22 protein-coding genes and 2 tRNA genes are annotated in these 21,694 nt (G+C 58.7%); 12 read left to right on the plus strand and 12 right to left on the minus strand.

The window, feature by feature from the left end:
* Positions 1-358: 358 nt before the first annotated feature.
* The 4 genes from ACQY1L_RS08040 to ACQY1L_RS08055 all read right to left on the minus strand — a co-directional run bounded on the left by ACQY1L_RS08040 (position 359) and on the right by ACQY1L_RS08055 (position 5,563).
* Complete coding sequence (locus tag ACQY1L_RS08040) at positions 359-3,274, minus strand: valine--tRNA ligase (protein ID WP_113110975.1); 2,916 nt, start codon at positions 3,272-3,274, stop codon at positions 359-361.
* Between the two features lie 119 nt (positions 3,275-3,393).
* A complete protein-coding gene (locus tag ACQY1L_RS08045) occupies positions 3,394-4,344 on the minus strand; it encodes a DUF2497 domain-containing protein (RefSeq protein ID WP_082471943.1) in 951 nt (316 codons plus the stop codon).
* Between the two features lie 241 nt (positions 4,345-4,585).
* The gene (locus tag ACQY1L_RS08050; protein ID WP_184655165.1) at positions 4,586-5,233 is read right to left on the minus strand and encodes a protein-L-isoaspartate O-methyltransferase family protein; all 648 of its coding nucleotides are present in this window, start codon (positions 5,231-5,233) and stop codon (positions 4,586-4,588) included.
* A 132-nt stretch (positions 5,234-5,365) separates the two neighbouring features.
* Positions 5,366-5,563 carry a hypothetical protein gene (locus ACQY1L_RS08055; protein WP_062457584.1) on the minus strand — a complete coding sequence of 66 codons (198 nt, stop codon included), beginning with the start codon at positions 5,561-5,563 and terminating at the stop codon, positions 5,366-5,368.
* A gap of 307 nt (positions 5,564-5,870) precedes the next feature.
* Between ACQY1L_RS08055 and ACQY1L_RS08060 the strand changes: the two genes are divergently transcribed.
* Positions 5,871-5,944, plus strand: a tRNA-Cys gene (locus ACQY1L_RS08060).
* Between the two features lie 194 nt (positions 5,945-6,138).
* Here ACQY1L_RS08060 and ACQY1L_RS08065 read toward each other — a convergent pair.
* The gene (locus ACQY1L_RS08065) at positions 6,139-6,327 is read right to left on the minus strand and encodes a hypothetical protein (RefSeq protein WP_062580327.1); all 189 of its coding nucleotides are present in this window, start codon (positions 6,325-6,327) and stop codon (positions 6,139-6,141) included.
* Between the two features lie 139 nt (positions 6,328-6,466).
* Complete coding sequence (locus ACQY1L_RS08070) at positions 6,467-7,162, minus strand: hypothetical protein (protein ID WP_139283852.1); 696 nt, start codon at positions 7,160-7,162, stop codon at positions 6,467-6,469.
* A 308-nt stretch (positions 7,163-7,470) separates the two neighbouring features.
* Between ACQY1L_RS08070 and ACQY1L_RS08075 the strand changes: the two genes are divergently transcribed.
* On the plus strand, positions 7,471-7,647 hold the full coding sequence (locus ACQY1L_RS08075; RefSeq protein WP_156461831.1) for a hypothetical protein: 177 nt from the start codon (positions 7,471-7,473) through the stop codon (positions 7,645-7,647).
* 797 nt (positions 7,648-8,444) lie between these two features.
* On the plus strand, positions 8,445-9,086 hold the full coding sequence (locus ACQY1L_RS08080; protein WP_062580325.1) for an exopolysaccharide biosynthesis protein: 642 nt from the start codon (positions 8,445-8,447) through the stop codon (positions 9,084-9,086).
* Positions 9,087-9,149: 63 nt separating this feature from the next.
* On the opposite strand, the gene ACQY1L_RS08085 is transcribed toward ACQY1L_RS08080, so the two are convergent.
* Positions 9,150-9,413 carry a PGPGW domain-containing protein gene (locus ACQY1L_RS08085; protein WP_062457597.1) on the minus strand — a complete coding sequence of 88 codons (264 nt, stop codon included), beginning with the start codon at positions 9,411-9,413 and terminating at the stop codon, positions 9,150-9,152.
* Positions 9,414-9,594: 181 nt separating this feature from the next.
* On the opposite strand from ACQY1L_RS08085, the gene ACQY1L_RS08090 reads away from it, so the two are divergent.
* Positions 9,595-9,669, plus strand: a tRNA-Asn gene (locus ACQY1L_RS08090).
* 232 nt (positions 9,670-9,901) lie between these two features.
* On the opposite strand, the gene ACQY1L_RS08095 is transcribed toward ACQY1L_RS08090, so the two are convergent.
* Positions 9,902-10,186: a hypothetical protein gene (locus ACQY1L_RS08095; RefSeq protein ID WP_156461830.1), complete on the minus strand. Its 285-nt coding sequence runs from the start codon at positions 10,184-10,186 to the stop codon at positions 9,902-9,904.
* Positions 10,187-10,516: 330 nt separating this feature from the next.
* Here ACQY1L_RS08095 and ACQY1L_RS08100 point away from each other — a divergent pair, with 330 nt between their 5' ends.
* A complete protein-coding gene (locus ACQY1L_RS08100; RefSeq protein WP_430243717.1) occupies positions 10,517-10,759 on the plus strand; it encodes a DUF982 domain-containing protein in 243 nt (80 codons plus the stop codon).
* An 83-nt stretch (positions 10,760-10,842) separates the two neighbouring features.
* Here ACQY1L_RS08100 and ACQY1L_RS08105 read toward each other — a convergent pair whose 3' ends face one another.
* Positions 10,843-11,394, minus strand: coding sequence for a cupin domain-containing protein (locus tag ACQY1L_RS08105; RefSeq protein ID WP_430243719.1), 552 nt, complete (start codon positions 11,392-11,394; stop codon positions 10,843-10,845).
* Positions 11,395-11,795: 401 nt separating this feature from the next.
* Between ACQY1L_RS08105 and ACQY1L_RS08110 the strand changes: the two genes are divergently transcribed.
* The 5 genes from ACQY1L_RS08110 (at position 11,796) to ACQY1L_RS08130 (ending at position 15,638) form a co-directional block, all read left to right on the plus strand.
* A complete protein-coding gene (locus ACQY1L_RS08110) occupies positions 11,796-12,833 on the plus strand; it encodes a cysteine synthase A (protein WP_062580321.1) in 1,038 nt (345 codons plus the stop codon).
* Positions 12,834-12,857: 24 nt separating this feature from the next.
* On the plus strand, positions 12,858-13,595 hold the full coding sequence (locus tag ACQY1L_RS08115; RefSeq protein WP_430243722.1) for an alanyl-tRNA editing protein: 738 nt from the start codon (positions 12,858-12,860) through the stop codon (positions 13,593-13,595).
* Between the two features lie 66 nt (positions 13,596-13,661).
* The gene (sseA, locus tag ACQY1L_RS08120) at positions 13,662-14,543 is read left to right on the plus strand and encodes a 3-mercaptopyruvate sulfurtransferase (RefSeq protein WP_430243724.1); all 882 of its coding nucleotides are present in this window, start codon (positions 13,662-13,664) and stop codon (positions 14,541-14,543) included.
* A gap of 2 nt (positions 14,544-14,545) precedes the next feature.
* The gene (locus tag ACQY1L_RS08125) at positions 14,546-15,103 is read left to right on the plus strand and encodes a GNAT family N-acetyltransferase (RefSeq protein ID WP_430243726.1); all 558 of its coding nucleotides are present in this window, start codon (positions 14,546-14,548) and stop codon (positions 15,101-15,103) included.
* A 70-nt stretch (positions 15,104-15,173) separates the two neighbouring features.
* Positions 15,174-15,638, plus strand: coding sequence for a DUF1203 domain-containing protein (locus ACQY1L_RS08130; protein WP_092662080.1), 465 nt, complete (start codon positions 15,174-15,176; stop codon positions 15,636-15,638).
* 10 nt (positions 15,639-15,648) lie between these two features.
* Here ACQY1L_RS08130 and ACQY1L_RS08135 read toward each other — a convergent pair whose 3' ends face one another.
* On the minus strand, positions 15,649-16,350 hold the full coding sequence (locus ACQY1L_RS08135) for a PadR family transcriptional regulator (protein ID WP_430243728.1): 702 nt from the start codon (positions 16,348-16,350) through the stop codon (positions 15,649-15,651).
* A 272-nt stretch (positions 16,351-16,622) separates the two neighbouring features.
* Here ACQY1L_RS08135 and ACQY1L_RS08140 point away from each other — a divergent pair, with 272 nt between their 5' ends.
* The gene (locus ACQY1L_RS08140) at positions 16,623-18,623 is read left to right on the plus strand and encodes a bifunctional 2',3'-cyclic-nucleotide 2'-phosphodiesterase/3'-nucleotidase (RefSeq protein WP_430243730.1); all 2,001 of its coding nucleotides are present in this window, start codon (positions 16,623-16,625) and stop codon (positions 18,621-18,623) included.
* A 35-nt stretch (positions 18,624-18,658) separates the two neighbouring features.
* On the opposite strand, the gene ACQY1L_RS08145 is transcribed toward ACQY1L_RS08140, so the two are convergent.
* Positions 18,659-19,627, minus strand: coding sequence for a LysR family transcriptional regulator (locus ACQY1L_RS08145; RefSeq protein ID WP_430243732.1), 969 nt, complete (start codon positions 19,625-19,627; stop codon positions 18,659-18,661).
* Positions 19,628-19,761: 134 nt separating this feature from the next.
* Between ACQY1L_RS08145 and ACQY1L_RS08150 the strand changes: the two genes are divergently transcribed.
* The gene (locus tag ACQY1L_RS08150; RefSeq protein WP_062458121.1) at positions 19,762-20,379 is read left to right on the plus strand and encodes an FMN-dependent NADH-azoreductase; all 618 of its coding nucleotides are present in this window, start codon (positions 19,762-19,764) and stop codon (positions 20,377-20,379) included.
* Positions 20,380-20,381: 2 nt separating this feature from the next.
* Here ACQY1L_RS08150 and ACQY1L_RS08155 read toward each other — a convergent pair whose 3' ends face one another.
* A complete protein-coding gene (locus ACQY1L_RS08155) occupies positions 20,382-21,668 on the minus strand; it encodes a GGDEF domain-containing protein (RefSeq protein WP_174196768.1) in 1,287 nt (428 codons plus the stop codon).
* Positions 21,669-21,694: the final 26 nt, after the last annotated feature.

Genomic DNA, 21,694 nt, shown 5'->3' on the forward strand with positions numbered 1-21,694 from the left:
GCAAGTCATTGAGACAATTCTAAATACTCTGCCCAAAATAACAACTTTCGGCTGTCCCCGATCTTGCGCTGCAAAACGGTCGCTAATTTACGTAAGCGGAGGAACAATCGCCACCGAATCGGTGGTTGGGAACAAAATTACCTAATCTGGGGCCGTACCGTAGCTGGAATTAGAACACCATCCCGCATGGGCGCGGCGATGTGACAATGCGGCAACATTGCGGCTTTCTCCCGTTGTGCATGTGCACGCAAACGGAACTTCTGGATCGAAGCGCAGCAAAAAGCCGCGGTCACAGGACCGCGGCTTTCAGAGATTCGTTCGTTGGCGCCGGCCTAGAGCACGGCGGAGACCTTGGTCATCAGCCGGCTTCGATGACCCGCTGCAGAGCGATCTTGAGGCTTTCGAGCTGAACTTCCAGTTCGGCATGGCGCTCCCGGTCAGCCGCAACCACGTCCGGATCGGCATTGGCAATGAACTTCTCGTTGGAGAGCTTCTTGCCGAGACGGTCCTTTTCCTGCTCGTTCTTGACGATCGCCTTCTCGATTCGGGCCTTCTCCGTGCCGAGATCGATCAGGTTGCCGAGCGGCAGGCAGGCCGTCGCCTCGCCGACGATGATCTGTGCCGCACCCTTCGGGGCGACGTCAGCTGTCGAGATGCTCTCGACACGCGCGAGCCGGCAGATTGCCGCCTCGTGACGCGCGAGCCGCGACGAGGTGACCGCATTGGCACCAACCATGATGAGCGGTGCTGTCGCCGATGGCGGGACGTTCATTTCGGACCGTGCAGAGCGGAGACCGGATACCAGATCGACAAGCCAGTTGATCTCGTCGGCAGCGTCAGCGTCCGCAAAACCGGAGACCGGCCACTCGCCATGGGCGAGCAATCCGTCACGGGCTGCCGTGTGAGCCCAGAGCTCCTCGGTCATGAACGGCATGAACGGGTGGAGAAGCGCGTAGCTCTGCTCCAGGACATAGGCCATGCAGGCCTGCGCCTCGGCCTTGGCGGCTTCATCCTCGCCCATGAAGATCGGCTTCAACAGCTCGACATACCAATCGCAAACCTGGTTCCAGACGAAGCGGTAGAGCGAAGCGGCAGCCTCGTTGAAGCGCTGCGTCTCGATCGCGGTGGTAACGTCAGAAACGGTCTTCGACAGTTCCGTGAGGATCCAGCGATTGACGGTCAGCTTCGCATTCTCAGGATCAAAGCCCGCATCACGCTTGACGCCGTTCATCTCCCCGAAGCGCGTTGCGTTCCAGACCTTCGTGCCGAAGTTGCGGTAGCCGGCGATACGGGCCGGATCGAGTTTCACATCGCGACCCTGTGCCGCCATGATGGCCAGCGTGAACCGCAGCGCATCGGCGCCGTATTCGTCGATCAGGTCGAGCGGATCGATGACGTTGCCCTTCGACTTCGACATCTTCTGGCCGTTCTTGTCGCGAACCAGCGCATGAACGTAGATCGTGTGGAACGGCTCGACAGGCTCGCCTTCCGCATCCTTCATGAAATGCATGCCCATCATCATCATCCGGGCAACCCAGAAGAAGATGATGTCGAAGCCGGTGACGAGAACGCTGGTCGGGTAATAGCGCTCCAGTTCCGGCGTCTTGTCCGGCCAGCCCAGCGTCGAGAAGGGCCAGAGTGCCGACGAGAACCAGGTGTCGAGCACGTCCTCGTCGCGGATCAGGATCTCGCCAGGCTTGAAGTTCTCGAGCTTCTCCTGAACCCAGGCCTTCCATGGGCCTTCGTGTGCCAGATAATGCTGGATGGCCGCGTCGAGTGCTTCTTCCTCGGACTTTTCGACGAAGCACTGACCATCAGGACCGTACCAGGCCGGAATCTGATGTCCCCACCAGAGCTGGCGCGAAATGCACCAGGGCTCGATATTTTCCATCCAGTCGAAATAGGTCTTTTCCCAGTTCTTCGGGACGAAGTTGGTGCGGCCTTCGCGAACCGAAGCAATCGCCGGTTCTGCCAGCGTCTTGGCGTCGGCGAACCACTGATCCGTCAGCATCGGCTCGATGACGACGCCGGAGCGGTCGCCGAACGGCTGCATGATCTTCTTTGCCTCGACATACGGAATGTCGTTGCCCTCGCTGTCCTTGACGGTAACGGCAAGGCCTTCGGCATTGATCGTCTCGATGATCTTCTTGCGGGCGACCATGCGGTCGAGGCCGCGATACTCTTCCGGAACCAGATTGATCTCGTCGATATCGGCTTCGCCCGGCAGTTCGCCGGACTTGGCTATCTCCAGCGCCTTGGCCGCATAGACAGAATAAGCGTCGCCATCGTCGCGCATCGAGGCGGTGGTATCCATCAGGCGATAGAGCGGGATCTTGTTGCGCTTGGCGACCTGGTAGTCGTTGAAGTCATGCGCGCCGGTGATCTTGACCGCGCCCGAGCCGAAATCCGGTTCCGGATATTCGTCAGCGATGATCGGGATCAGGCGGCGATGCTCCTTCGGGCCGACAGGGATTTCGCACAGCTTGCCGATGATCGGCGCATAGCGCTCGTCCGACGGATGGACGGCAACCGCACCATCACCCAGCATGGTTTCGGGACGCGTCGTGGCGATCGAGATATAATTGCGCTCTTCGGAAAGCACGATATTCCCGTCCGCATCCTTCTCGACATAGGTATAGGTCTCGCCGCCGGCCAGCGGGTATTTGAAGTGCCACATGTGGCCTTCGACTTCCCTGGACTCGACTTCAAGATCGGAGATCGCCGTTTCGAACTTCGGATCCCAGTTGACCAGCCGCTTGCCGCGGTAGATCAGGCCTTCCTTATAGAGCGTGACGAAGACTTCGAGAACGGCCTTGGACAGACCCTCGTCCATGGTGAAGCGTTCGCGCGACCAGTCGCAGGATGCGCCGAGGCGCTTCAACTGGTTGAAGATCAGGCCGCCCGACTCTTCCTTCCATTCCCAGACGCGCTCGACAAAGGCCTCGCGGCCCATCTCGCGACGGCCGGGAAGCTTTCGCTCGGCCAGCTGGCGCTCGACGACCATCTGCGTGGCAATGCCCGCATGGTCCATGCCCGGCTGCCACAGCACGTCCTTGCCGCGCATGCGCTCGAAGCGGACCATGATATCCTGCAGCGTGTTGTTGAGCGCGTGCCCCATGTGCAGCGACCCGGTCACATTCGGCGGCGGGATGACGATGGTGAAGCTTTCCGCACCAGCCTTTGCGTTGGCACCGGCACGGAAGGCGTCCGCATCGTCCCAGGCTTTGGCGATCTTCGGTTCGACGGCGGCGGAATCGTAGGTCTTTTCGAGCATTTCCTGACCCGTTTTTCTTTTGAATGAGATGGTGCGGTGTTAAAGACGTGGAGGCCGTGAAGTCAATAAAAAAGCCGCCCCGTGTGGAGCGGCCCTTGATGACAGGCATTGGAGGCGATTTAGCGACGCGGGCCGCGGGCAACGCGCTCGATTTCCTCGCGCACGAGACGCTCCACCAGTGTCGGCAGGTTGTCGTCCAGCCATTCCTGCAGCATCGGACGCAGCATTTCCTGCGCCATATCCTCGACAGAGCGACGCTCGAGACCATCGAAGACGGCTGCAAGTTCGTTGAACGATTTTGTCACCTGCGCGCCCGCTTCGACCGAAAGGAGCGTTGCAGCGGCCTCCTCTATCATCGCAGGAAGATTTTCCTGTTGAGCCGGTTGCGCCTTCGGTGCCGGCTGTTCGACCGGCTCGGACATCTCCGGCTGCTGCGCGACTGCCGGTTGCGGCTTCAGCGCTGGAATGGGCGATGGTCCTGCAGGCTCGACGTCTTTCGCCATAGGGGTCTCGATCGGCTTGGATACCATTGCCGCAGGCCTTGTTTCGAGAGGGGCGATGGTGTCACGCAGCGCGACGTCGGCAAAGGCCGAGATTGCAGCGGATGCCTTCTCGGCTGCGGGCATCGACAGGCGCGGCGCCGGTGCCGGGCGGCTCATCGCATTTTCCTGCTGGCGGGCCGAAGCGGCGCGGACGCGGGCCGCAACGTCGGCAAGCGAGAGCGAGCGCTCACCCGATGATGAAATCTCAGGGTCGACTGTCGATGCGGAAACAGGCTTGGGTGCGTCGTTTGCGGATGCGGGGGCGTAGGGTTCCGACTGGAACGGCATCGGGGCCGGTGAATGGGCACGAAGAGGAAGGCCCGGGTCGTTTGCAGCGATGCCAGCGGCAAGATCGGACGCAAAGTCCGTATCGTCGATATCGTCGATCAGATCGTCATCCGCATAGGGCGAACGCGATGCCTGATCTGGTGAACCCTCGCCGACCGGCTCGTTGCTTTCGATGATCCGGCGGATCGAAGCCAGGATCTCTTCCATTGACGGTTCACGCGCTACACTTGGCTGAGCCATTTTCATCCCCGTTCTCGCCGACTGGGTGCCAGGTCGGCAGACGACCTCTTTTCAAAGGTCTGATTCGTTTTCACTTTACGAACCTCGTCTCGCGATACAACGACGGGCGCATCAACGACTCTAGCGATACACAGATTTGTTGCCGACGTGAATCCCCGCTGCAGATTTGTATCGCGCTAGAAAAACAAAAAGGAGGCCAAGGCCCCCTTCCTAAACTTCGCAAATCGTCAGCAAGCCGATTTTAGAATACGAAATCCTTCGCTCGGCGAAATCCCGGCAACGGTTTGATCGACGCGTTGAAGTGAGCGCTTTTTGACAGTGCACCCTGCTCTTTGACGAAGAGCGTCGCCTGCGCGGCATTTCCGTATCCGAGAACAGCGACCAGACGCCCGCCATCCTTCAGCTGCGCACTGAGTTCAACCGGCACGTCTTCGATCGAGCCGGCAATGAAGATGACATCGTAAGGGCCCTGGTTCGCAACGCCTTTTTCCATGTCGCCCGTGACGACAGTCACGTTGTGGGCGCCCGCCAGGTTGGCGATTGCCTGCTCGGCGAGCGCTTCATCGGATTCGATCGACACGACCGATTTAGCAAGAAGCGACAGAAGCGCAGAAATGTATCCGCTGCCTGTGCCGACCTCGAGCACCGTATCCGACTTGGTGATCGCAGCCAGCTGTAAAAGCTTGGCCAGAGGCGAGGCTTCCATCAGGAAGCGACCGGGACAGATTTCAACATCGTTGTCGATATAGGCCAGTGACTTCGACTTGGCCGGAACAAAGTTTTCGCGCTGTACCGTGAGAAACGCCTGAAGCACGGAATGTGCCGTCACGTCTGTCGTGCGGATCTGGTTCTCGACCATCTTCACACGGGCTGCTTCGAAATCAATCATGTCACCTGCCTCACAGCGCCGGCGTACCGGCCAATCCTTCAGCCGTGTTACTTGCCTCTCGCTGCGCTTTCAAGATAGCGCGCGCATCGATTGGAAAAAACACGGTGATGCAGGCGCTCGTGCAACTCTTGCTTAGTGCAGGATAAGGGTCGGAAGCTCTCGCTTCTTGGCGAGGACGACATCGTGTCCGTAGGATTTGCGCAGGCTGTGGCTGCGATCGAATGCCAACTGCTCGGCAGCACTCAGATGAAAGGCTCCATCTGCAAACGTGCCAGTCGCATCATCTTCGGTGACGGGTCTGTAGAGTGCGGTGATCAATCGGTTCAGCATTTTTCACTCCCTGGGCTTCGCTCACTAAAGTCGGAAGAGCTCGGTTCCGTTCCCCTGACCGCGAGGAATATTCGTGAAATATTTACCATAGGATCAACACAGCCAGATGACGCGAACACGCTGCATACAGCCTCCCCGCAAAGGTATCTTCCGAGGACGCCGCGTTTTGCGGGCGCCCTTAGTCACTGGTACAGACAGGCGCCGCTGACGAAGTGGATAAAAACGTCGAGGATTGAACAGAAGGGTATTGCACCTATCGGAGATTCGTTCTAATTCGGCGCCACCACTCGCTTTTTTAGCACCGGATGGCCTCGTGGCGGAGTGGTGACGCAGAGGACTGCAAATCCTCGTACCCCGGTTCAATTCCGGGCGAGGCCTCCATCCCTTTCTCGATATATCGCAATGGGTTAGCATCGGCGTCAGCCGATCGACACGATCTGTCCGATCGCAACCGGTCGCGCACATTCCTCGATGTTATTTAGGTATTGCGACTGGTGCACGAGAACGCCAGCGGATCTTCTTTCACGCCCGCCAGCCTTCCGCCGATTCGCGACTGAAGCTGTCGCCTGCCCGGATCAGCCCACCGGCCGCACCAGTTCTTCGACCAAGCCACGATACGCCTCTGCGGCCAGTTCCAACTCCGCGATGAGGGTCTCGTTCGATGTCGTCTGCGTCCTGAACCCGCTCGTGGTTAGCCACTCGATGTCCGCACGAAGGATTTGGATAGTGTCTTTATAGCGTTGGACGCGATTTTCCGGCTGCATGTTCGGCTCCTGTGAACCGGAACAACTACCGCGCTTTGCGTTCGAGGCAATAAGCGGGATGCCAGAGACCGGACGTTTATCGGCACCGGTCGCTGGTTTGTGTCAAGAATTCAAGGATTGGGCGCGAAGCGTGATGATGTCAGAGAGCAGACGCCGCGGCCGGCTTGCGTCCCCTGGCTGCCGCGGAAAGATCGATCGAGCTTATGGTCGCCACCAGGAACATGACCGGAATGCCGAATTCCAGCACTTCTTCGACGATACCCAACAGAAGATTGGTGTGATCGCTGACAATGACGCCAAAAGGCGCAAGCTTGCGATCCAGCCCATCGATCGACTTGGACACAATGGCAAGACCGATCGCCGCGATGATGTTCCAAGCCCAGGACGCGCGATACCTGACGCCGGAGAGAAGCTCAGGGCCGTTGCGAACGATCAGCCGGAACGCGACGGTTGCCACGAACAGGATCACCAGAACGCCAAAGACGCGCTCGACAGGTTGCGCCATGTTCGTCAGGTAGAGGTTGCTCTTGAGCATGCCGACACTGGTCAACCGCTTGTCGAGGTCGAGTTCTCGCCCCATCATCAACAGCATGATGGCCGCAACCTGCCAGTCCCGCCGCCATATGTCGCCGGTGCGCGTCCACAGCCACACCATTGCGGTATAGGCGTAAAGAAGGGCCGTCGAAATCTCGAGCGCGCCGGTTTCCTTCGTCAGTGCTGTCGTAAAACCGTTACTCGCAAGGTCTATAGCGAACAGAACGGCAGCCCCGACCAATGCCAGTGTCAAAAGATACCAAGGACGGGAAGTAACAGCGTAGGCGTGGTGTGGGAGCATTTCGATTCTCAAAATTCATGTCGACGAGTGTTGATTGAGGGCGTGGACCGCTTAGCGGACCGCTGACCGGTGCCGTGCGCGCCGATTCTGGATGAAAACGGTCTACTACTGGAGAAGCCGGTAGTCCATGTTTTTGACGGCGGCCAGATTCTGCTCGGCCCCTGTTTCCAAGGAAACCGGCAAACCCGAAAAACTGTCGAGCAGTCCTTCACGCCGTTGATTTATTGCTTCTATTAGCAAATTTCCTTTACATTTCTGCAGGCGCGTCTATTTCCGGCCCCTCACGGAATGATCGCAGCGAGGCCGATTTGAAGGATGATCCCGCCACACAACTCGCAGATATTGCGCGGCAACTCGCACTGCTTGCGGAGGCAGCCAAGGCATTGTCGCAGACGCCGCTGGTGGAACTGTCCGGTCAACTTCTGCCGGCCGGCCGCGACAAGCCGGACGAGCCCAAAACCCCTCTCCCAAACAGCATCAATTAGACTTGAACGGCTCGTATCGGACAAGCTTGCCGTGATCACATGGTCGCGCAGCGGTATGGGGTCTGCGCGGGTGCCGAGAGAGCCCCGCCCATAGCATCGACACGATGCCGCAACATTTCACGATCGGGTCGTAACCAGATATTAACGTTCCTCCATAGGGCTGCGTTAAACTATTTGTCCTAGAAATAGGCAGACGGCGATGTTGCCGCCATACCCTTGTCAGAGGATCGCCATGACGGCGATGGTTCGATATGAAGCTCTCATCTTCCGACGCCGTCATGGCGTTCACGACTATTATATCCCTCGTCAGCATCATTTATGTGGGGCATCTTTTCGTTGCCCTGTTTTGACGGTCTCACCGAGACACGCTGACTGACGGCCTCTCCTCGTCCCCCACAAGCCGCACGCTCGCCCTGATCAACATTCTCGCTCACGGATCAAAATCGTGTTAGAGTGTCTGAAGTCAGGTGTGGGAGACATCTGGCGGCTTGGGTAACGGGAAGAGGAGACCGTTATGCAGTATCTCGATTTTGTAGCCGCGTTGAATCCATTCGTTTTGTGCACTCTTGCTGTCGTGGTGGCCTGCGGCCTCTACGACCGCTGGGCGCAACCGAAATAGTGGATTGCATGCGCAGCCGGGAAATCGCGACGCGTTGCTCGTGTCAATAACCGGTACATCTGGAGGCGGCTTGATGGTCGACTGACGCGCCGCGCGTCGCGCGAGTTCGTTTTGTTGCCTTTCAGTTGCTTGTTTCTGCTGTTATTCAGACTGCATTTCTTATGATAGAGGTGCAGCTTTGCAGGATAACGCGGAATTCGAAGATACATCGGCAGGTCTCAGCGAAACGCTGAGGAAATTGATCGGTCGGATTGACGGCGGCACCGTGACGCTGCGTCAGTTGATGGATGGAGTCGGTGAACAGGGTCTTCTGCTGATCTGCGCGGTCACGTCCCTCCCCTTTCTGCTGCCCGTTTCGATCCCAGGTGTTAGCACCGTGTTCGGCGCGGCCATCATAATGATCAGCATTGCTGTGGTGCTGAACCGGATGCCTTGGCTTCCTCGTGCGATTCTCGATCGGGAACTCGACAGCGCAAAGCTGGTGCCGACCCTTGAGAAAGGCGTGAAAATCGTCTCCAGGCTCGACAAATATCTGAAGCACCGCATGGCCGGCATCACGACCGGGCCCATTGCCAACAGGGTCAATGGCCTCGCAATCACGTTCGCCGGTGTGCTGCTGATGTTTCCGCTCGGCCTCATCCCCCTGTCCAACACGCTGCCCGGCATTGCTATTCTGCTTCTGTCGACAGGCATGGTTCAGCGGGATGGTCTCGTCGTTCTCGGCGGTTATTTCTTCAACCTTGCAACGATCGTCTATTTCGGGGCGCTTGCTTATGGCGCGTTCGCCGCCGGCCAGGGCCTGGCGTCACTCGCCGGATAAGACCCATCCCGGGAGAAGCTCTCGCACCAGGCAACAGCTTCTCCCGGTCTGGTTGACGTCATGTCATTTCCGAAGCGAAGCTGCTTGTTTCTCGCGGCGCCTGCGACCCCACCAGACTTCCAGGCGACGACGACGACGTCTGACGAAAGCGAGATCCTGCGACAGGATCAAGATACCCAGCGGCACCATCCAGAAGCCCAGAATCGGCAGGAAGCCCAGAATGCCGCCGACGATAAGAACGGTTCCGATGCAGAGCCGCGCCACGCGCGAGCGCGGCATCGGAATGGACCGTCCTGCGATGAAGAGACGACCCTGCCCCGGATCCATTCCAAACCGCCTGCCTTGAGGTTTTTCCACCACGTATACGGCTCCAACTAAACGCTTTTTTGTAGGGGCGAGATGGGGATGCATGGGGATAAAACAAGCCGGACCTAATTTTTTTGAAAAAACCGCTTGGCAAATGCGTGAAGCATTTGTATTACCCCGCTCACACCGCAAGCGCGGTTGTTCCCTGGTAGCTCAGCGGTAGAGCATTCGACTGTTAATCGACAGGTCGCCGGTTCGAATCCGGCCCGGGGAGCCAAATTCTGCGATAAGCGCCTGTTTTTGTTGATCCGTATCCGAAGACAGGCGCTTCTCCACTTCCCCTATTTTGACAAAGCGAAAAAGCAACTTGATATGGCGATTGGTTTCGCGTTCGGGGATGTGTAACGCTGTTGCGTGCAGTTCCACTGCCAAAGAAGAAAGCCGGTCGCGTCCGCTAAGTCGCAACGTGAGTTCTGTGTTTGCTCCCCGCGCTCATCTCAAAGTCGTCTTCACTTCTGATCCGAGGGTGCAGGCGTACCGGGAAGCGCGTTTTCGCGGGATGGGGCAGCCGGCGTATCGTAATGCGTGCCCTGCGGATCGGGCGGCACACTGTTGGCGGTCGGAGCCTGCGTGACGCCGATGCTAACCGCGACGCCGACGGCGATCGCAACGGCCAAGCCGGCCAACGGAATCAGAGAGCGATGTCGGCTCTCCTTGTAGGAACCGTACGCAAGTGCGAGCCCAAGCATTGCTGCTCCGCCTGCGACGACGATAAACCACATGTAATTAGCCATTATTTTTCCTCCTGAAACCAGAACATGCGTATCTGGCCGAAGTTCCGCGTCCAGCGGAGACGCCTGAACCGGCGCGACTGTTGCCGGCAGATGCCGCCGGACGTCGCGAGTGACGACAGTTGGTCTCGTGCCTTGAAGTGAGCAGAGACTGGCTGATTCGATCGCGTACGTTGGGGCGGTGTCAAGACGACCCGTCCCCGGACACAGTGCCCGGCGATGCCGGCCCCAAATGCCCCCAACACACAACCGAACCCGGAAAATCCGCTTGTCCTAATGGAACATTGCGCTAGGCTGGAGGTAGAGGACAGTTGACTTAGGGAGGAGACAACTATGCCGCAGCCGAACTGGCAAATACCGGTCAAAGTCGCGTTTGGGAATCTTGGGACCGAGGTAATCAATGGGCCATCCGAGGCCCTCATCCTGCTACTGGACCACTGGCCGGATCTTCGGGGTCCTCACTTCGTGCGGGCGCGCAGTGCCTGCCGGGCTGCCCTCGAAGGCCGTCGTTCGCCGGAGGACGCACGACAGTTTTTCGAGCAGGCCGTTAGCGAAGCGCAAATGCACGTAAACTGATTGGTCCGACTGCTGCGTTTTCAGTTCTGGCCGATTGACGAATGGTTGACCGCGAACCAACCATTCGATGACAGTGTTCGGCTTTAAAGTCCGATCATATCGCCCATGAGCTGGATCGGCGATCCGCTGAGAGCGATCGGTGCAAACAGGACGGAAAAGCAGACGCACGGCCCCGAATCACCAACGATCGGCCGGTGATCGAGCGTCTCGTCAGCGACCGATATGTCGCCCTGCGTGAAGTTTCCGCGGTGATCGTGGAATTCGCCTTCGATCACCAGCGTGAGTTCAAGACCGTTGTGGCCATGGTTCGGAAGTGCCCTCCCAGGGCGGGCCCAGAGGAGACTTGCTTCCACGTCGGGCGACCGCTCGATAATATGCTCGCGCAGTCCCGGCAGCTTGCGCCGCCACGGAATAGAAGTCAGGTCTTTCCCCGTATAATCCCGCAACAGGGCCGGCAACTGGGAACCTTGCTCCGGTGGCAACACGCTCCATGTCGGTGGGTCCGATCTGACAATATCGCTGATGGCCCTGTCTCGAAATTCACGGGACAACGTCTCATCGCAGGTCATGTCTTCCAACCCATCGCCGGCCAGTCGCTGAAGGGCATCGACAAGCTGGGCATTGGGTTTCTGCATCTGCAGATGGGAACCTAACAAGACGTGGGCTGCCTTTGGCAGAGAGCCGGCTACGTATTGCGAGATCAGAAAATCGACTCTCTCAATATTCAGATGCATAAACTAAGCCGCAATCGTTGGCGTGAACGAAATTCAGTTCTCAAAATCAATGCCATCAGGTCGAATCGTCTGAAACCAAAACCGAGCGCTCCACTCTGCGTAGTGCAGGGCGAAGGATGTATTATACAGTTGCATCCGAGCCATGTCGATAAACCTGCCGGTATTGTCCGGTAGATGACAGTCCTCGGTATGCGGGGGCGATCCCATCGCGCGCGATGCGCGGAAAGGATTTTCTTGGCGCGGATGCCTTGCCCGCCGAATGCAGCCTGATTACATGATCCTTGAAAAAGAAGGCATTTCCCATGGCAATACAATCTTCTGTTCTCGACCTCATCGGCAATACGCCGCTCATCAGGCTGGCGGCTGCATCCGATGCAACCGGATGCGAAATCCTCGGCAAGGCCGAATTTCTCAATCCCGGTCAGTCGGTCAAGGATCGCGCGGCGCTCTATATCATTAGAGATGCCGAGAAGAAGGGGCTTCTGAAGCCGGGCGGAGTGATCGTCGAAGGGACTGCCGGCAATACCGGTATCGGTCTGACCCTGGTCGCAAAGGCATTGGGGTATCGAACCGTCATCGTCATTCCAGAGACCCAGAGCCAGGAGAAGAAGGACGCGCTGAGACTGATGGGCGCCGAGCTCGTGGAAGTACCAGCCGTTCCCTACAAGAACCCGAACAACTATGTGAAGGTTTCCGGTCGCCTTGCCGAGCAGCTTGCCAAGACGGAGCCTGCGGGCGCGATCTGGGCAAACCAGTTCGACAATGTTGCCAACCGGCAGGCCCATATCGAGATGACTGGCCCGGAGATCTTCGAACAGACGGGCGGCAAGGTGGACGGCTTCGTGTGCGCAGTCGGCTCCGGCGGTACGCTGGTCGGTACAGCCATGGCGTTGCGGGCGCTTAAGCCCGGCGTCAAGATCGGCATCGCGGATCCGGAAGGCGCGGCACTCTACGAATTCTATGCGCACGGCGAGATGAAATCCGAGGGAAGTTCGATCACCGAGGGCATCGGTCAGGGACGTATCACCGCCAATCTCGAAGGGTTTGCGCCTGACTTTTCCTATCGCATCTCGGACGCTGAAGCGCTGCCGATCGTGTTCGATCTGATCGAGAACGAGGGGCTTTGCCTTGGCGGCTCTTCCGGCATCAACATCGCTGGCGCGATGCGCCTCGCGAAGGATCTCGGTCCCGGCCATACGATCGTGACGATCCTTTGCGACTACGGCAACCGCTATCAGTCCAAACTTTTCAACCCGGATTTTCTGCAGTCCAAGGGCCTGCCGGTTCCGGGCTGGCTCACGAAGAAGACCAAGATCGATATTCCGTTCGAAACCGTCTGAAACCGACCGCAGAGAACAGAACCGATGGCAACCGAACTCCTCTATCGCGACGACTTCTATCTCTCGACACTGGAGGCGGTTGTTACCGCGATCCATGAGGATGGCGGCATCGAATTCGACCGCACCTGCTTCTATGCGACATCTGGGGGGCAACCTGGTGATACCGGCAGTCTGGAACGCGCCGACGGAACCAGTATCAAGCTTGGTCAGACACGGCACGGCGAGACGAAGGACATCGTCGTCCACGTTCCGCTGGAAGGCGAACCGCGGCCGACGGTCGGCGAAACTGTTGTCATGCATGTCGACTGGGACAGACGGCACAAGCTGATGCGGATGCATACGGCCTGCCACCTGCTGTCGGTCGTCTGCTCCTACCCGATCACCGGTGCCGCAGTTGGCGAAGACGAATCGCGTGTCGATTTCGACATGACGGCCGTGATCGACAAGGACGAGGTGACCGCCGGCTTGATGGATCTCGTCACGCAGAACCATCCGGTCTACCTGCAATGGATCACCGACGCGGAACTGGCGGCCAACCCTGGCATCGTCAAATCGAAGAACGTCCGGCCGCCGGTCGGGCTCGGACGCGTCAGCCTTGTCTGCATCGGCGAGGATTCGAGCGTTGACAGCCAGCCGTGCGGCGGCACACATGTTGCAAACACCGGGGAAGTGGGCGCTATCCACATTTCCAAAATCGAGAAGAAGGGCAAGGAAAACCGTCGCTTCCGGATCCGGTTCGGCGATATCGCCACGGATGCCTGAAGACACTCGTTTGTCCGGACCGGTTTCTCACCGAATACCGCGTTTTATCAAGGTAGGAGTTTTGACATGAGCGACACCAGCCGTTTCGTCGTTTCGTCCGGGTGGCTCGAAAACGAGCTCGGAAGCCCGGATTTGAGGATCGTCGACGCCTCCTTCTACCTGCCTGCCCACAACCGCGATGCAGATGCCGAATATGCGGCAGGGCATATTCCCGGTGCCGTGCGTTTCGATCACGACAAAGTCGCGGATCATTCCACCGGTCTCCCGCATATGGTGCCCTCGCCCGATGTGTTTGCCGATGCTGTCGGCAAGCTCGGCATCAGCGAGAATGACCGCATCGTCATCTATGACGGTCCGGGCATCTTTTCTTCGCCGCGTGGCTGGTGGCTGTTCCGCATCATGGGTGCGAAACAGGTGTTTATCCTGGACGGTGGCCTCGATGGCTGGAAGGCGGAAGGGCGCGCGCTCGAAACCGAGATCCCCTCGCCGGTTGCGTCCATTTTCGATGCGGAGCTTCGCCTCGACAAGGTCATCGACTACCATCAGATGATGTCGATCGTCAGCGATCGTACAAGCCAGATTGCGGATGCACGGCCGGCCGGACGCTTTACCGGCACAGAGCCGGAACCCCGCGCTGGCATGCGCTCCGGTCATATGCCGGGTGCCGTCAACGCTCCCTCCAGCAGCTTTTCGACAAACGGCAAGCTGAAGACGATACCCGAACTGCGCCAGGCTATCGAAGCCGCGGGAATCGATTTGGGGCGCCCGGTCGTGACGAGCTGCGGTTCGGGCATTACCGCTGCGATCATCACGCTTGCGCTGGAATCGCTCGGGCATGAGGACAACGCGCTTTATGACGGGTCTTGGACGGAATGGGGCGGACGCTCGGACACGCCGATCGAGACAGGACCGGCTAAGCCTACCCCTGCAATCTCGTCGCAGGCGTAACGATGGCGAAAAAGCCCGTACCGCTGAAGGCGCGCGTCACCGTTCTGGAAATGACGGCCGCGCCCAAGACAAGCATGCCGATTCCGGCCAACATTCAAACCGCCATCATACGCACCACCGAAGTGCCGTTGCATTTCTACCGGTACCTATACCGGCAAGTCGGCAAGCGCTGGCACTGGTACGATAGGTTGCGGCTGTCCGACGCCGAGCTTGCGGCCGCGATCCACAACCCGCGCTGTTCGATCACGATCCTTCTGGTCGACGGATCGCCGGCCGGCTTCTACGAGCTGAACTCTGCTGACGACAACGTCGTAGAGCTGTCCTATTTCGGCCTGTTCGAACGGGCCCTCGGGCTCGGCATCGGCAAGTGGTTCCTGACGCAAGCTCTTTATTCTGCGTGGCAGAACAACCCGGAGAAGGTCACCGTCACCACCAATTCGCTCGACCATCCCCGAGCGCTGCAGCTCTACCAGATGATGGGTTTTTCGCCTGTCTCGACATACGAGGCCGAGATCGTGCCGATGACCAGCGCGGAACTGGTAAAGGTGCTGGACAGCTAGCTCGCGCAAGGATCGGGTGGCGCTTCAAAGCCCGACGGGTCATCTCCTATATATAGAAAAGGAGACGACCATGCCAATCTTCAACGCGATCCCGGGTGACCACGCAGAGCATCTATGGAACGGAGGCAGCGATTCCTACGGACACCAGCCGGAGACCATGATCTCGGATGGTCCCGGATATCCCTGCCGCCATTGCCTCAGGAATATCGACGCGGGCGAAAGCCTGTTCGTTCTTGCCTATCGACCGTTTCCGACAACGCAGCCCTATGCCGAAACCGGTCCCATCTTCCTGCATAAGACGCCCTGCCCACGGTTTATCGCGGAAGAGGTTCTACCGCCAATTCTGGTTAGTCCCGATTACATCGTCCGGGGTTATGCAGAAGATAACAGGATCGTCTATGGCACGGGTGCGGTGACCCCGACGTCCGAAATCATGCGGCGCGCCGAAGACCTGCTTCAACGCGCCGATATCGCCTATGTCCACGTTCGCTCGGCCCGCAACAACTGTTTCCAGTGCCGGATTGACGCGGCTTAGCAGGAGCCCCTTATGCCTGCGGGTCTCCGCCGTCCCGCTCCAGCTTTTCGGCAAGATCGAGGAGCTGCCGCACGAGATCGCCCGCAGCCTTGTCGTTTTGTTCGATCCTGCGAGCCGACACTTCTCTCAGGTTGAGAAGCGCCGCTTCCACACTGCGCGGCAGAGCCGGGCCGCGGTCATGATGTGGCCCCCTGTCGTGATCGCGGTGGTGTTCGTGCCGTTCCTGCTTCTGCTTGATCTTTTCAGCCAGCTCGGACAAGCGCTCGAGGATGGTCGTTGCGAAACTGCGGTTCTCATCGAGATGCGCACGGCCCTCGTCAGTGATGGTGTAACGCTTCTTGTTGCCATCCGCTTCAGCCGTCACGTAGCCGGCTTCCTCAAGATAGGTCAGCGTCGGATAGATGACGCCGGGGCTGGGTGCGTAAAAACCATACGTCATATCTTCGATATGTTTTATGATCTCGTAGCCGTGGCGGGCTTCTTTCTCGATCAAGGCCAGGACGACCAGTCTGAGATCGCCCTGCATCAGAAAGCGACCGATACGTCCCTCGCCATCGTCGCCGAAGCCACGACCACCGCCCGGCCCGCCTTTTCCGCCAAAACCCCTACCCGCAAAGCCTTTGCTGAACGGACCGCCCCGCATGGTAAATAGTCCCTCGAAGCCCGAGCGATCGGCGTTGCAGCTTCTGTGGGTTTCAAATCGTTGAAACATCTTACTCTCCTCTAGAGTATCTTTCGATATATCTAAAGCTAGCACATTTCCTCAACGCTGCAAGCTGCCAGATATATCTAAGTCATATCCGTTTGATTTTTTTGGCGGATTTTTTTCGAGCTATCTGCGGCGCGCGGTGCGGCCGATCCGGATTGACCGTCGCGTCATTACCCGGCAGTCACCGAACTTTCGCCGACCGTCATTTTAGGGATGCGTCCGTGGGCGATTGTGCCTAAGCTCGCCTCCATCAGTGATCCGGAGGGAGATATTAGATGTCGCTTTTCACCAAAGACCTTTTCGAAAATCATGCGGTCTCGCGCCGATCCCTTCTCGGTGGCATTGCGGCCACATCGGCGCTGGTCATGCTCCACCCGTTTGCGGCACGCGCGGCCGCCAACCAGGCGCATCTGCGGCTGATGGAGACGACAGACATCCACGTGCATGTCTTCCCTTATGATTATTATGCCGACAAGCCGAACGACACACTTGGACTGGCCCGTACCGCCTCGATCATCGATTTGATTCGAGCCGAAGCCGGAAATTCGATGCTGATCGACAACGGCGACTTCCTGCAGGGCAATCCGCTCGGGGACTACATCGCCTATGAGCGTGGCATGAAGGAGGGCGACAAGCATCCCGTGATCACTGCGATGAACGTGCTGGGATATGACGTCGGCACGCTTGGAAACCACGAATTCAACTACGGCCTCGATTTCCTGTTCAAGGTTCTTGCAGGATCCGGCTTTCCGCATGTCTGCGCCAACCTGACCAAGGGCCAGCTTGCCTCCAACGCCAAAGACGACGATCTCTTCTTCAAACCCTACGTGATCATCGAAAAGCAGATCCGCGACGGTTCCGGCCAGTCGACCCCGATCAAGGTCGGCTTCATCGGCTTCGTGCCGCCACAGATCATGACCTGGGATAGCAAGAATCTTGAGGGCAAGGCGCAGACGCGCGATATCGTCGATGCTGCCAAGGCCTGGGTGCCCGTCATGAAGGAGGAAGGCGCCGACATCGTCATCGCCCTCTCCCATTCCGGCATCGATGGTTCCGGCCAGAGCGATCGGATGGAAAACGCGTCTCTTTATCTCGCAGGGATCGAGGGTATCGATGCGATCTTCACCGGCCACCAGCATCTGGTCTTCCCCGGCCCGAGGGATTTCGAGGGCATTGCCGGCGCCGATGCCAAGAAAGGCACGCTGATGGGCAAGCCCGCCGTCATGGCCGGGTTCTGGGGCTCCCATATGGGTCTGATCGACCTGTTGATCGAAAAGGATGGCAGCGGCTGGAAGATCGTCGATTCCACCTCGGAAGTCAGACCGATCTATCACCGCGACGAAAATCGCAAGGTCGTTGCCGACGTCAAGGACAAGCCTGAGGTCACCGCGGCCATCAAGCCGGAACACGAGGCGACGCTTGCCTATATCCGCCGTCCGGTCGGCAAGACATCCGCGCCGCTCTATTCCTACTTCGCGCTGGTCGCTGACGATCCGTCGGTGCAGATCGTCTCAAATGCGCAGACCTGGTACATCAAGGACATGCTGAAGGAGGGCGAGTACAAGGACCTCCCGGTGCTGTCCGCCGCTGCTCCCTTCAAGGCCGGCGGTCGCGGCGGTGCGGATTACTTCACCGACGTCCCGACCGGCGACATCGCCATCAAGAATGTCGCGGATCTCTATCTCTATCCCAACACGGTTCAGGCCGTGCTGATATCGGGCGCGCAGGTCAAAAACTGGCTGGAAATGTCGGCTGGCATGTTCAACCAGGTCAAGCCGGGATCAAAGGATGTTCCGCTGCTCAACGCCGGTTTCCCGTCCTACAATTTCGACGTGATCGATGGCGTGACCTACCAGATCGACCTGTCCCAGCCGTCGCGCTTCGACAAGGACGGAAAGGTACTGGACGAGAATGCTCACCGTGTCGTCGACCTGAAGTTTGACGGCAAGCCGATCGATCCGGCGCAGAAGTTTGTCGTCGTCACCAATAACTACCGTGCCGGCGGTGGGGGCAAGTTTCCGGAGATCGCCAGCGACAAGGTCATTTTCGTCGCACCCGACACCAACCGCGACGTCGTTGTTCGCTACATCATCGATCAAGGGACGATCAATCCTTCGGCCGACGACAACTGGTCGTTCAAGGCGCAGCCCGGATCCACGGCCCTGTTCGAGACCGGACCCAAGGCGCGCCAGTTTGCCGGCAGCCTGAAGGGGACGAAGATCGAGGATGCCGGCGACGGCGAGAACGGTTTCGCGAAGTTCAGACTGGTTCTCTGAGGCGCCCCATCCAGTCGTCCGGCCGAGGACGCGTGTTATTCGGCAGCCTGCCAATACGTCCTTTCCGGCTCCTGCTTCAGGAGTTCGGGAAGGTCATCATGGTTAGGACATGAGGACAGCTTGGCTGCAAACGATTCGATCAACCACTGTCCCGCGGGTCCGGGCGGATTGGATGCTTTTCGCAAAGCGTAGATCGGATATTGCCCCTGCTCGTAAGCGTCGATATCCAACGCGACCAGATCGCCGTTGCGGATGTCATCGAGCACCAGGGACGCTGGAAGCCCACCCCAACCAAGCCCACCCTTGATCAGCTGATACTTGGTGGCGATGTCACTGATGCGCCAGATCTTGTAGGACAGGACGTTGAAGTTACGCCCTGCGGTAAGGCCTGACGCGTCGGTCACGACCAGTTGCGTCTCGTCGCGCACATCGGCAAGGGTGAGTGTGCGGTTGAGCTTCACCAGTGGATGGTCCGGCGCTGCGACCGGCAAGAGGTAGGAATGACCGATCCTTTCGGCAATCAGCAAATCGTCCTGCTTAAGGAGAGCGCCACCGATGCCGATGCCGGCCCGTCCACTGATGACCTGGCCCATCACCATGCCGAGTTCCCCGACGCTGAGGTTGAGGGCGACACTTGGAAATTTCTCTCGGAATTCGCGTAGCTGGCTTACCACCGCGTCGGCCGGCACCATCACGCTGACGGCCAGCGTGATCTCGGCTTCCAATCCCTGAGTGATGCTCTTTGCCCGAGACCGCATGATCTGCAGGTCGGCAACGATCCGCCGCGCATCCATCAGCATCGCCCGCCCGGCCTCGGTCAGTTTTGGCTGACGCGCCCCGGCCCGGTCGAACAACTGAATCTCGAGCTGCGTCTCGAGGTTGGCAATCGTGTAGCTGACAACCGACTGAGCCCGGTTCAGCAGGCGTGAGGCGGCCGAAAAACTGCCGCTTTCGGCAACTGCGATAAAGACCTGCAGCTGATCGAGGGTGGGATTCGCGTCCATGTGACCTATCCAGATTTTAGATGGAAAGCTTCGACATTATCTCCATTCCATCGATTGCGGTCTACTCCTATTTGTCTTCCCAGACAGGCGACCTCCAGTCTCCCACCGTCGAGAAATTCATAGGAAACAAAGCAATGCCATCCATCCTTCTCGTGACATCCAGCCCTCGCGGCACCGAATCGCTGTCGACAAAGATTGCGACGGAATTTGTCGACAAGCTGAAGGTCCAGCATCCGGGCGCGACCGTTGTGACCCGTGATTTAGGTCAGAACCCGATCGCCCATCTCGACACCGTGACCACATCTGCGATCCGCAAGCCCGCAGATGCTCGCAATTCCGAGGAAGCGGCAGCAGCGAAACTGTCCGACGAACTCGTCGCCGAGTTGCTCGCCGCCGATACGGTCGTGCTTGCCACGGGCCTGATCAATTTCAATATCTATTCGACGCTGAAAAGCTGGATCGACAACGTTGCCCGCGCCGGCATGACGTTCCGCTACACAGCCGAAGGTCCGCAGGGACTTGCGACCGGCAAGAAGGTCTATGTCGTTCTGTCGGCCGCCGGCATCTATTCGGAAGGCCCGGCCATGGCGATGAACCACGCCGTTCCTTACCTCAAGACGGTTCTTGGCTTCATGGGCATGACGGATGTCGAAGTGATCTACATTGAAGGTACCGCATTCGGTCCGGAAGCGTATGAGAAGGCGATTGCCGCTGCACAGGATCGCACGCAGCAGCTTGCACTGGCCGCCTGATCCTAGACGTCCACACCAGTCGGTGAGACGAGACGCCCCTGACGGCCGTGGACATTGTCCCGGCCGTCTTTCTTTGCGTGATAGAGGCGTTGGTCCGCAACGCCGAACAGCGTGGCGAATGTGTCGCCATCGTCAGACGTGGTCGCCACTCCGATCGATACGGTTATGCACTTGCCGTCCGGCCTGATGACAGACGCGCAGATATCCTGGCGAAGCCGTTCGGAGAGCGCCAAGGCTCCTTCGTGGTTCGTGTTCGGCAGGATCAGCACAAACTCCTCGCCGCCGAACCGCGAGAGATGATCGCGCGGCCGCGTTCGGGCCTTGAGCTGCGCTGCCACGTCCTTGAGCACCTCGTCCCCCTTCATGTGACCGAAGAGATCGTTCACGTCCTTGAACCGGTCTGCGTCGATGATCACGAGACTGAGCTGCTGCCGCATGTCGATACTTTGCTTGATCATCGCCGGCGCATCGGCTTCCAGCCGGTTGCGATCGAAAACGCCGGTCAACCGATCGACGCCGCTTGTGGCAAGCAGCGCCTGATACCGCTCGCGAAACGTCAGATCGTGAAAAATGTCGGCAATTTCGCGCCGCGACAAGGCAAGCCTCGGGATCTGTTCGACCTTGAGATAGGCGAGCAGCAGCACGGAATAGATGATCACCGCGAGCATTTTGGCGTACCAACCGCCGAACAGGACCGAAAGCGGCGCGTCGAACAGCAATCGCAGTCCGGAATAGAAGGCAAGCTGGTCAAAGCTTAGAACGATCGCACCGCTGACGGCAAAGCGCAGGATGATATGGCGCCTGAAGATCCGGCCGAAACGCTCATAGAGAAGAATGATGGCGATGGCGTCGATATAGAGCAGCGCCGTGCCCCATACCATGAGTGAGCCCATCTCGTTGAGAAAGACCATGTCGGCAGGCCGTCCCGCAGGAAGGGTGACGACCGGATGCGCCTGCAGGATCTGCGCGATGAGAACCGTCAGGAGATTGCCGAGAAACAGTCCGTAGATGGGCTGGCGCACCGTCGAGGCATCCTCTTTCAAGTACAAGAGGAGGATCATCATCAGCTTGCCCGCAAAGAAGACGGACGATCCGGGCGATACCAGCCCGAACGGCAGCTCGACATAGAAGACCGCCGCGAGGTAGGTCTCCATGAAGTGCATCACACCGAGCGCAGCCAAGAACACGCCAAGGCCAAGCTGGCGCCTGAAATGCAGGAAGGCGGCCATGATCGTGAAATAGACGATCGCTTCTGCAACGAACAGAAAGAGGTTCAAAACCTGCATCATCACGCCTTTTAAGCCTGGCGGACCTC

Source organism: Neorhizobium sp. DAR64862/K0K3, assembly GCF_050500185.1.
Lineage (GTDB): Bacteria > Pseudomonadota > Alphaproteobacteria > Rhizobiales > Rhizobiaceae > Neorhizobium > Neorhizobium soli.

What these genes read in the sequence shown, in the direction of transcription:
- ACQY1L_RS08125 (WP_430243726.1), top strand. Translation starts at nt 14,546, where the DNA reads ATGGCGAAAAAGCCCGTACCGCTGAAGGCGCGCGTCACCGTTCTGGAA.
- ACQY1L_RS08130 (WP_092662080.1), top strand. Translation starts at nt 15,174, where the DNA reads ATGCCAATCTTCAACGCGATCCCGGGTGACCACGCAGAGCATCTATGG.
- ACQY1L_RS08055 (WP_062457584.1), bottom strand. Translation starts at nt 5,563, where the DNA reads ATGCTGAACCGATTGATCACCGCACTCTACAGACCCGTCACCGAAGAT.
- ACQY1L_RS08040 (WP_113110975.1), bottom strand. Translation starts at nt 3,274, where the DNA reads ATGCTCGAAAAGACCTACGATTCCGCCGCCGTCGAACCGAAGATCGCC.
- ACQY1L_RS08045 (WP_082471943.1), bottom strand. Translation starts at nt 4,344, where the DNA reads ATGGCTCAGCCAAGTGTAGCGCGTGAACCGTCAATGGAAGAGATCCTG.
- ACQY1L_RS08105 (WP_430243719.1), bottom strand. Translation starts at nt 11,394, where the DNA reads ATGCAGAAACCCAATGCCCAGCTTGTCGATGCCCTTCAGCGACTGGCC.
- ACQY1L_RS08095 (WP_156461830.1), bottom strand. Translation starts at nt 10,186, where the DNA reads ATGGCTAATTACATGTGGTTTATCGTCGTCGCAGGCGGAGCAGCAATG.
- ACQY1L_RS08110 (WP_062580321.1), top strand. Translation starts at nt 11,796, where the DNA reads ATGGCAATACAATCTTCTGTTCTCGACCTCATCGGCAATACGCCGCTC.
- sseA (WP_430243724.1), top strand. Translation starts at nt 13,662, where the DNA reads ATGAGCGACACCAGCCGTTTCGTCGTTTCGTCCGGGTGGCTCGAAAAC.
- ACQY1L_RS08115 (WP_430243722.1), top strand. Translation starts at nt 12,858, where the DNA reads ATGGCAACCGAACTCCTCTATCGCGACGACTTCTATCTCTCGACACTG.
- ACQY1L_RS08050 (WP_184655165.1), bottom strand. Translation starts at nt 5,233, where the DNA reads ATGATTGATTTCGAAGCAGCCCGTGTGAAGATGGTCGAGAACCAGATC.
- ACQY1L_RS08155 (WP_174196768.1), bottom strand. Translation starts at nt 21,668, where the DNA reads ATGATGCAGGTTTTGAACCTCTTTCTGTTCGTTGCAGAAGCGATCGTC.
- ACQY1L_RS08085 (WP_062457597.1), bottom strand. Translation starts at nt 9,413, where the DNA reads ATGGATCCGGGGCAGGGTCGTCTCTTCATCGCAGGACGGTCCATTCCG.
- ACQY1L_RS08070 (WP_139283852.1), bottom strand. Translation starts at nt 7,162, where the DNA reads ATGCTCCCACACCACGCCTACGCTGTTACTTCCCGTCCTTGGTATCTT.
- ACQY1L_RS08150 (WP_062458121.1), top strand. Translation starts at nt 19,762, where the DNA reads ATGCCATCCATCCTTCTCGTGACATCCAGCCCTCGCGGCACCGAATCG.
- ACQY1L_RS08145 (WP_430243732.1), bottom strand. Translation starts at nt 19,627, where the DNA reads ATGGACGCGAATCCCACCCTCGATCAGCTGCAGGTCTTTATCGCAGTT.
- ACQY1L_RS08140 (WP_430243730.1), top strand. Translation starts at nt 16,623, where the DNA reads ATGTCGCTTTTCACCAAAGACCTTTTCGAAAATCATGCGGTCTCGCGC.
- ACQY1L_RS08065 (WP_062580327.1), bottom strand. Translation starts at nt 6,327, where the DNA reads ATGCAGCCGGAAAATCGCGTCCAACGCTATAAAGACACTATCCAAATC.
- ACQY1L_RS08135 (WP_430243728.1), bottom strand. Translation starts at nt 16,350, where the DNA reads ATGTTTCAACGATTTGAAACCCACAGAAGCTGCAACGCCGATCGCTCG.
- ACQY1L_RS08100 (WP_430243717.1), top strand. Translation starts at nt 10,517, where the DNA reads ATGCCGCAGCCGAACTGGCAAATACCGGTCAAAGTCGCGTTTGGGAAT.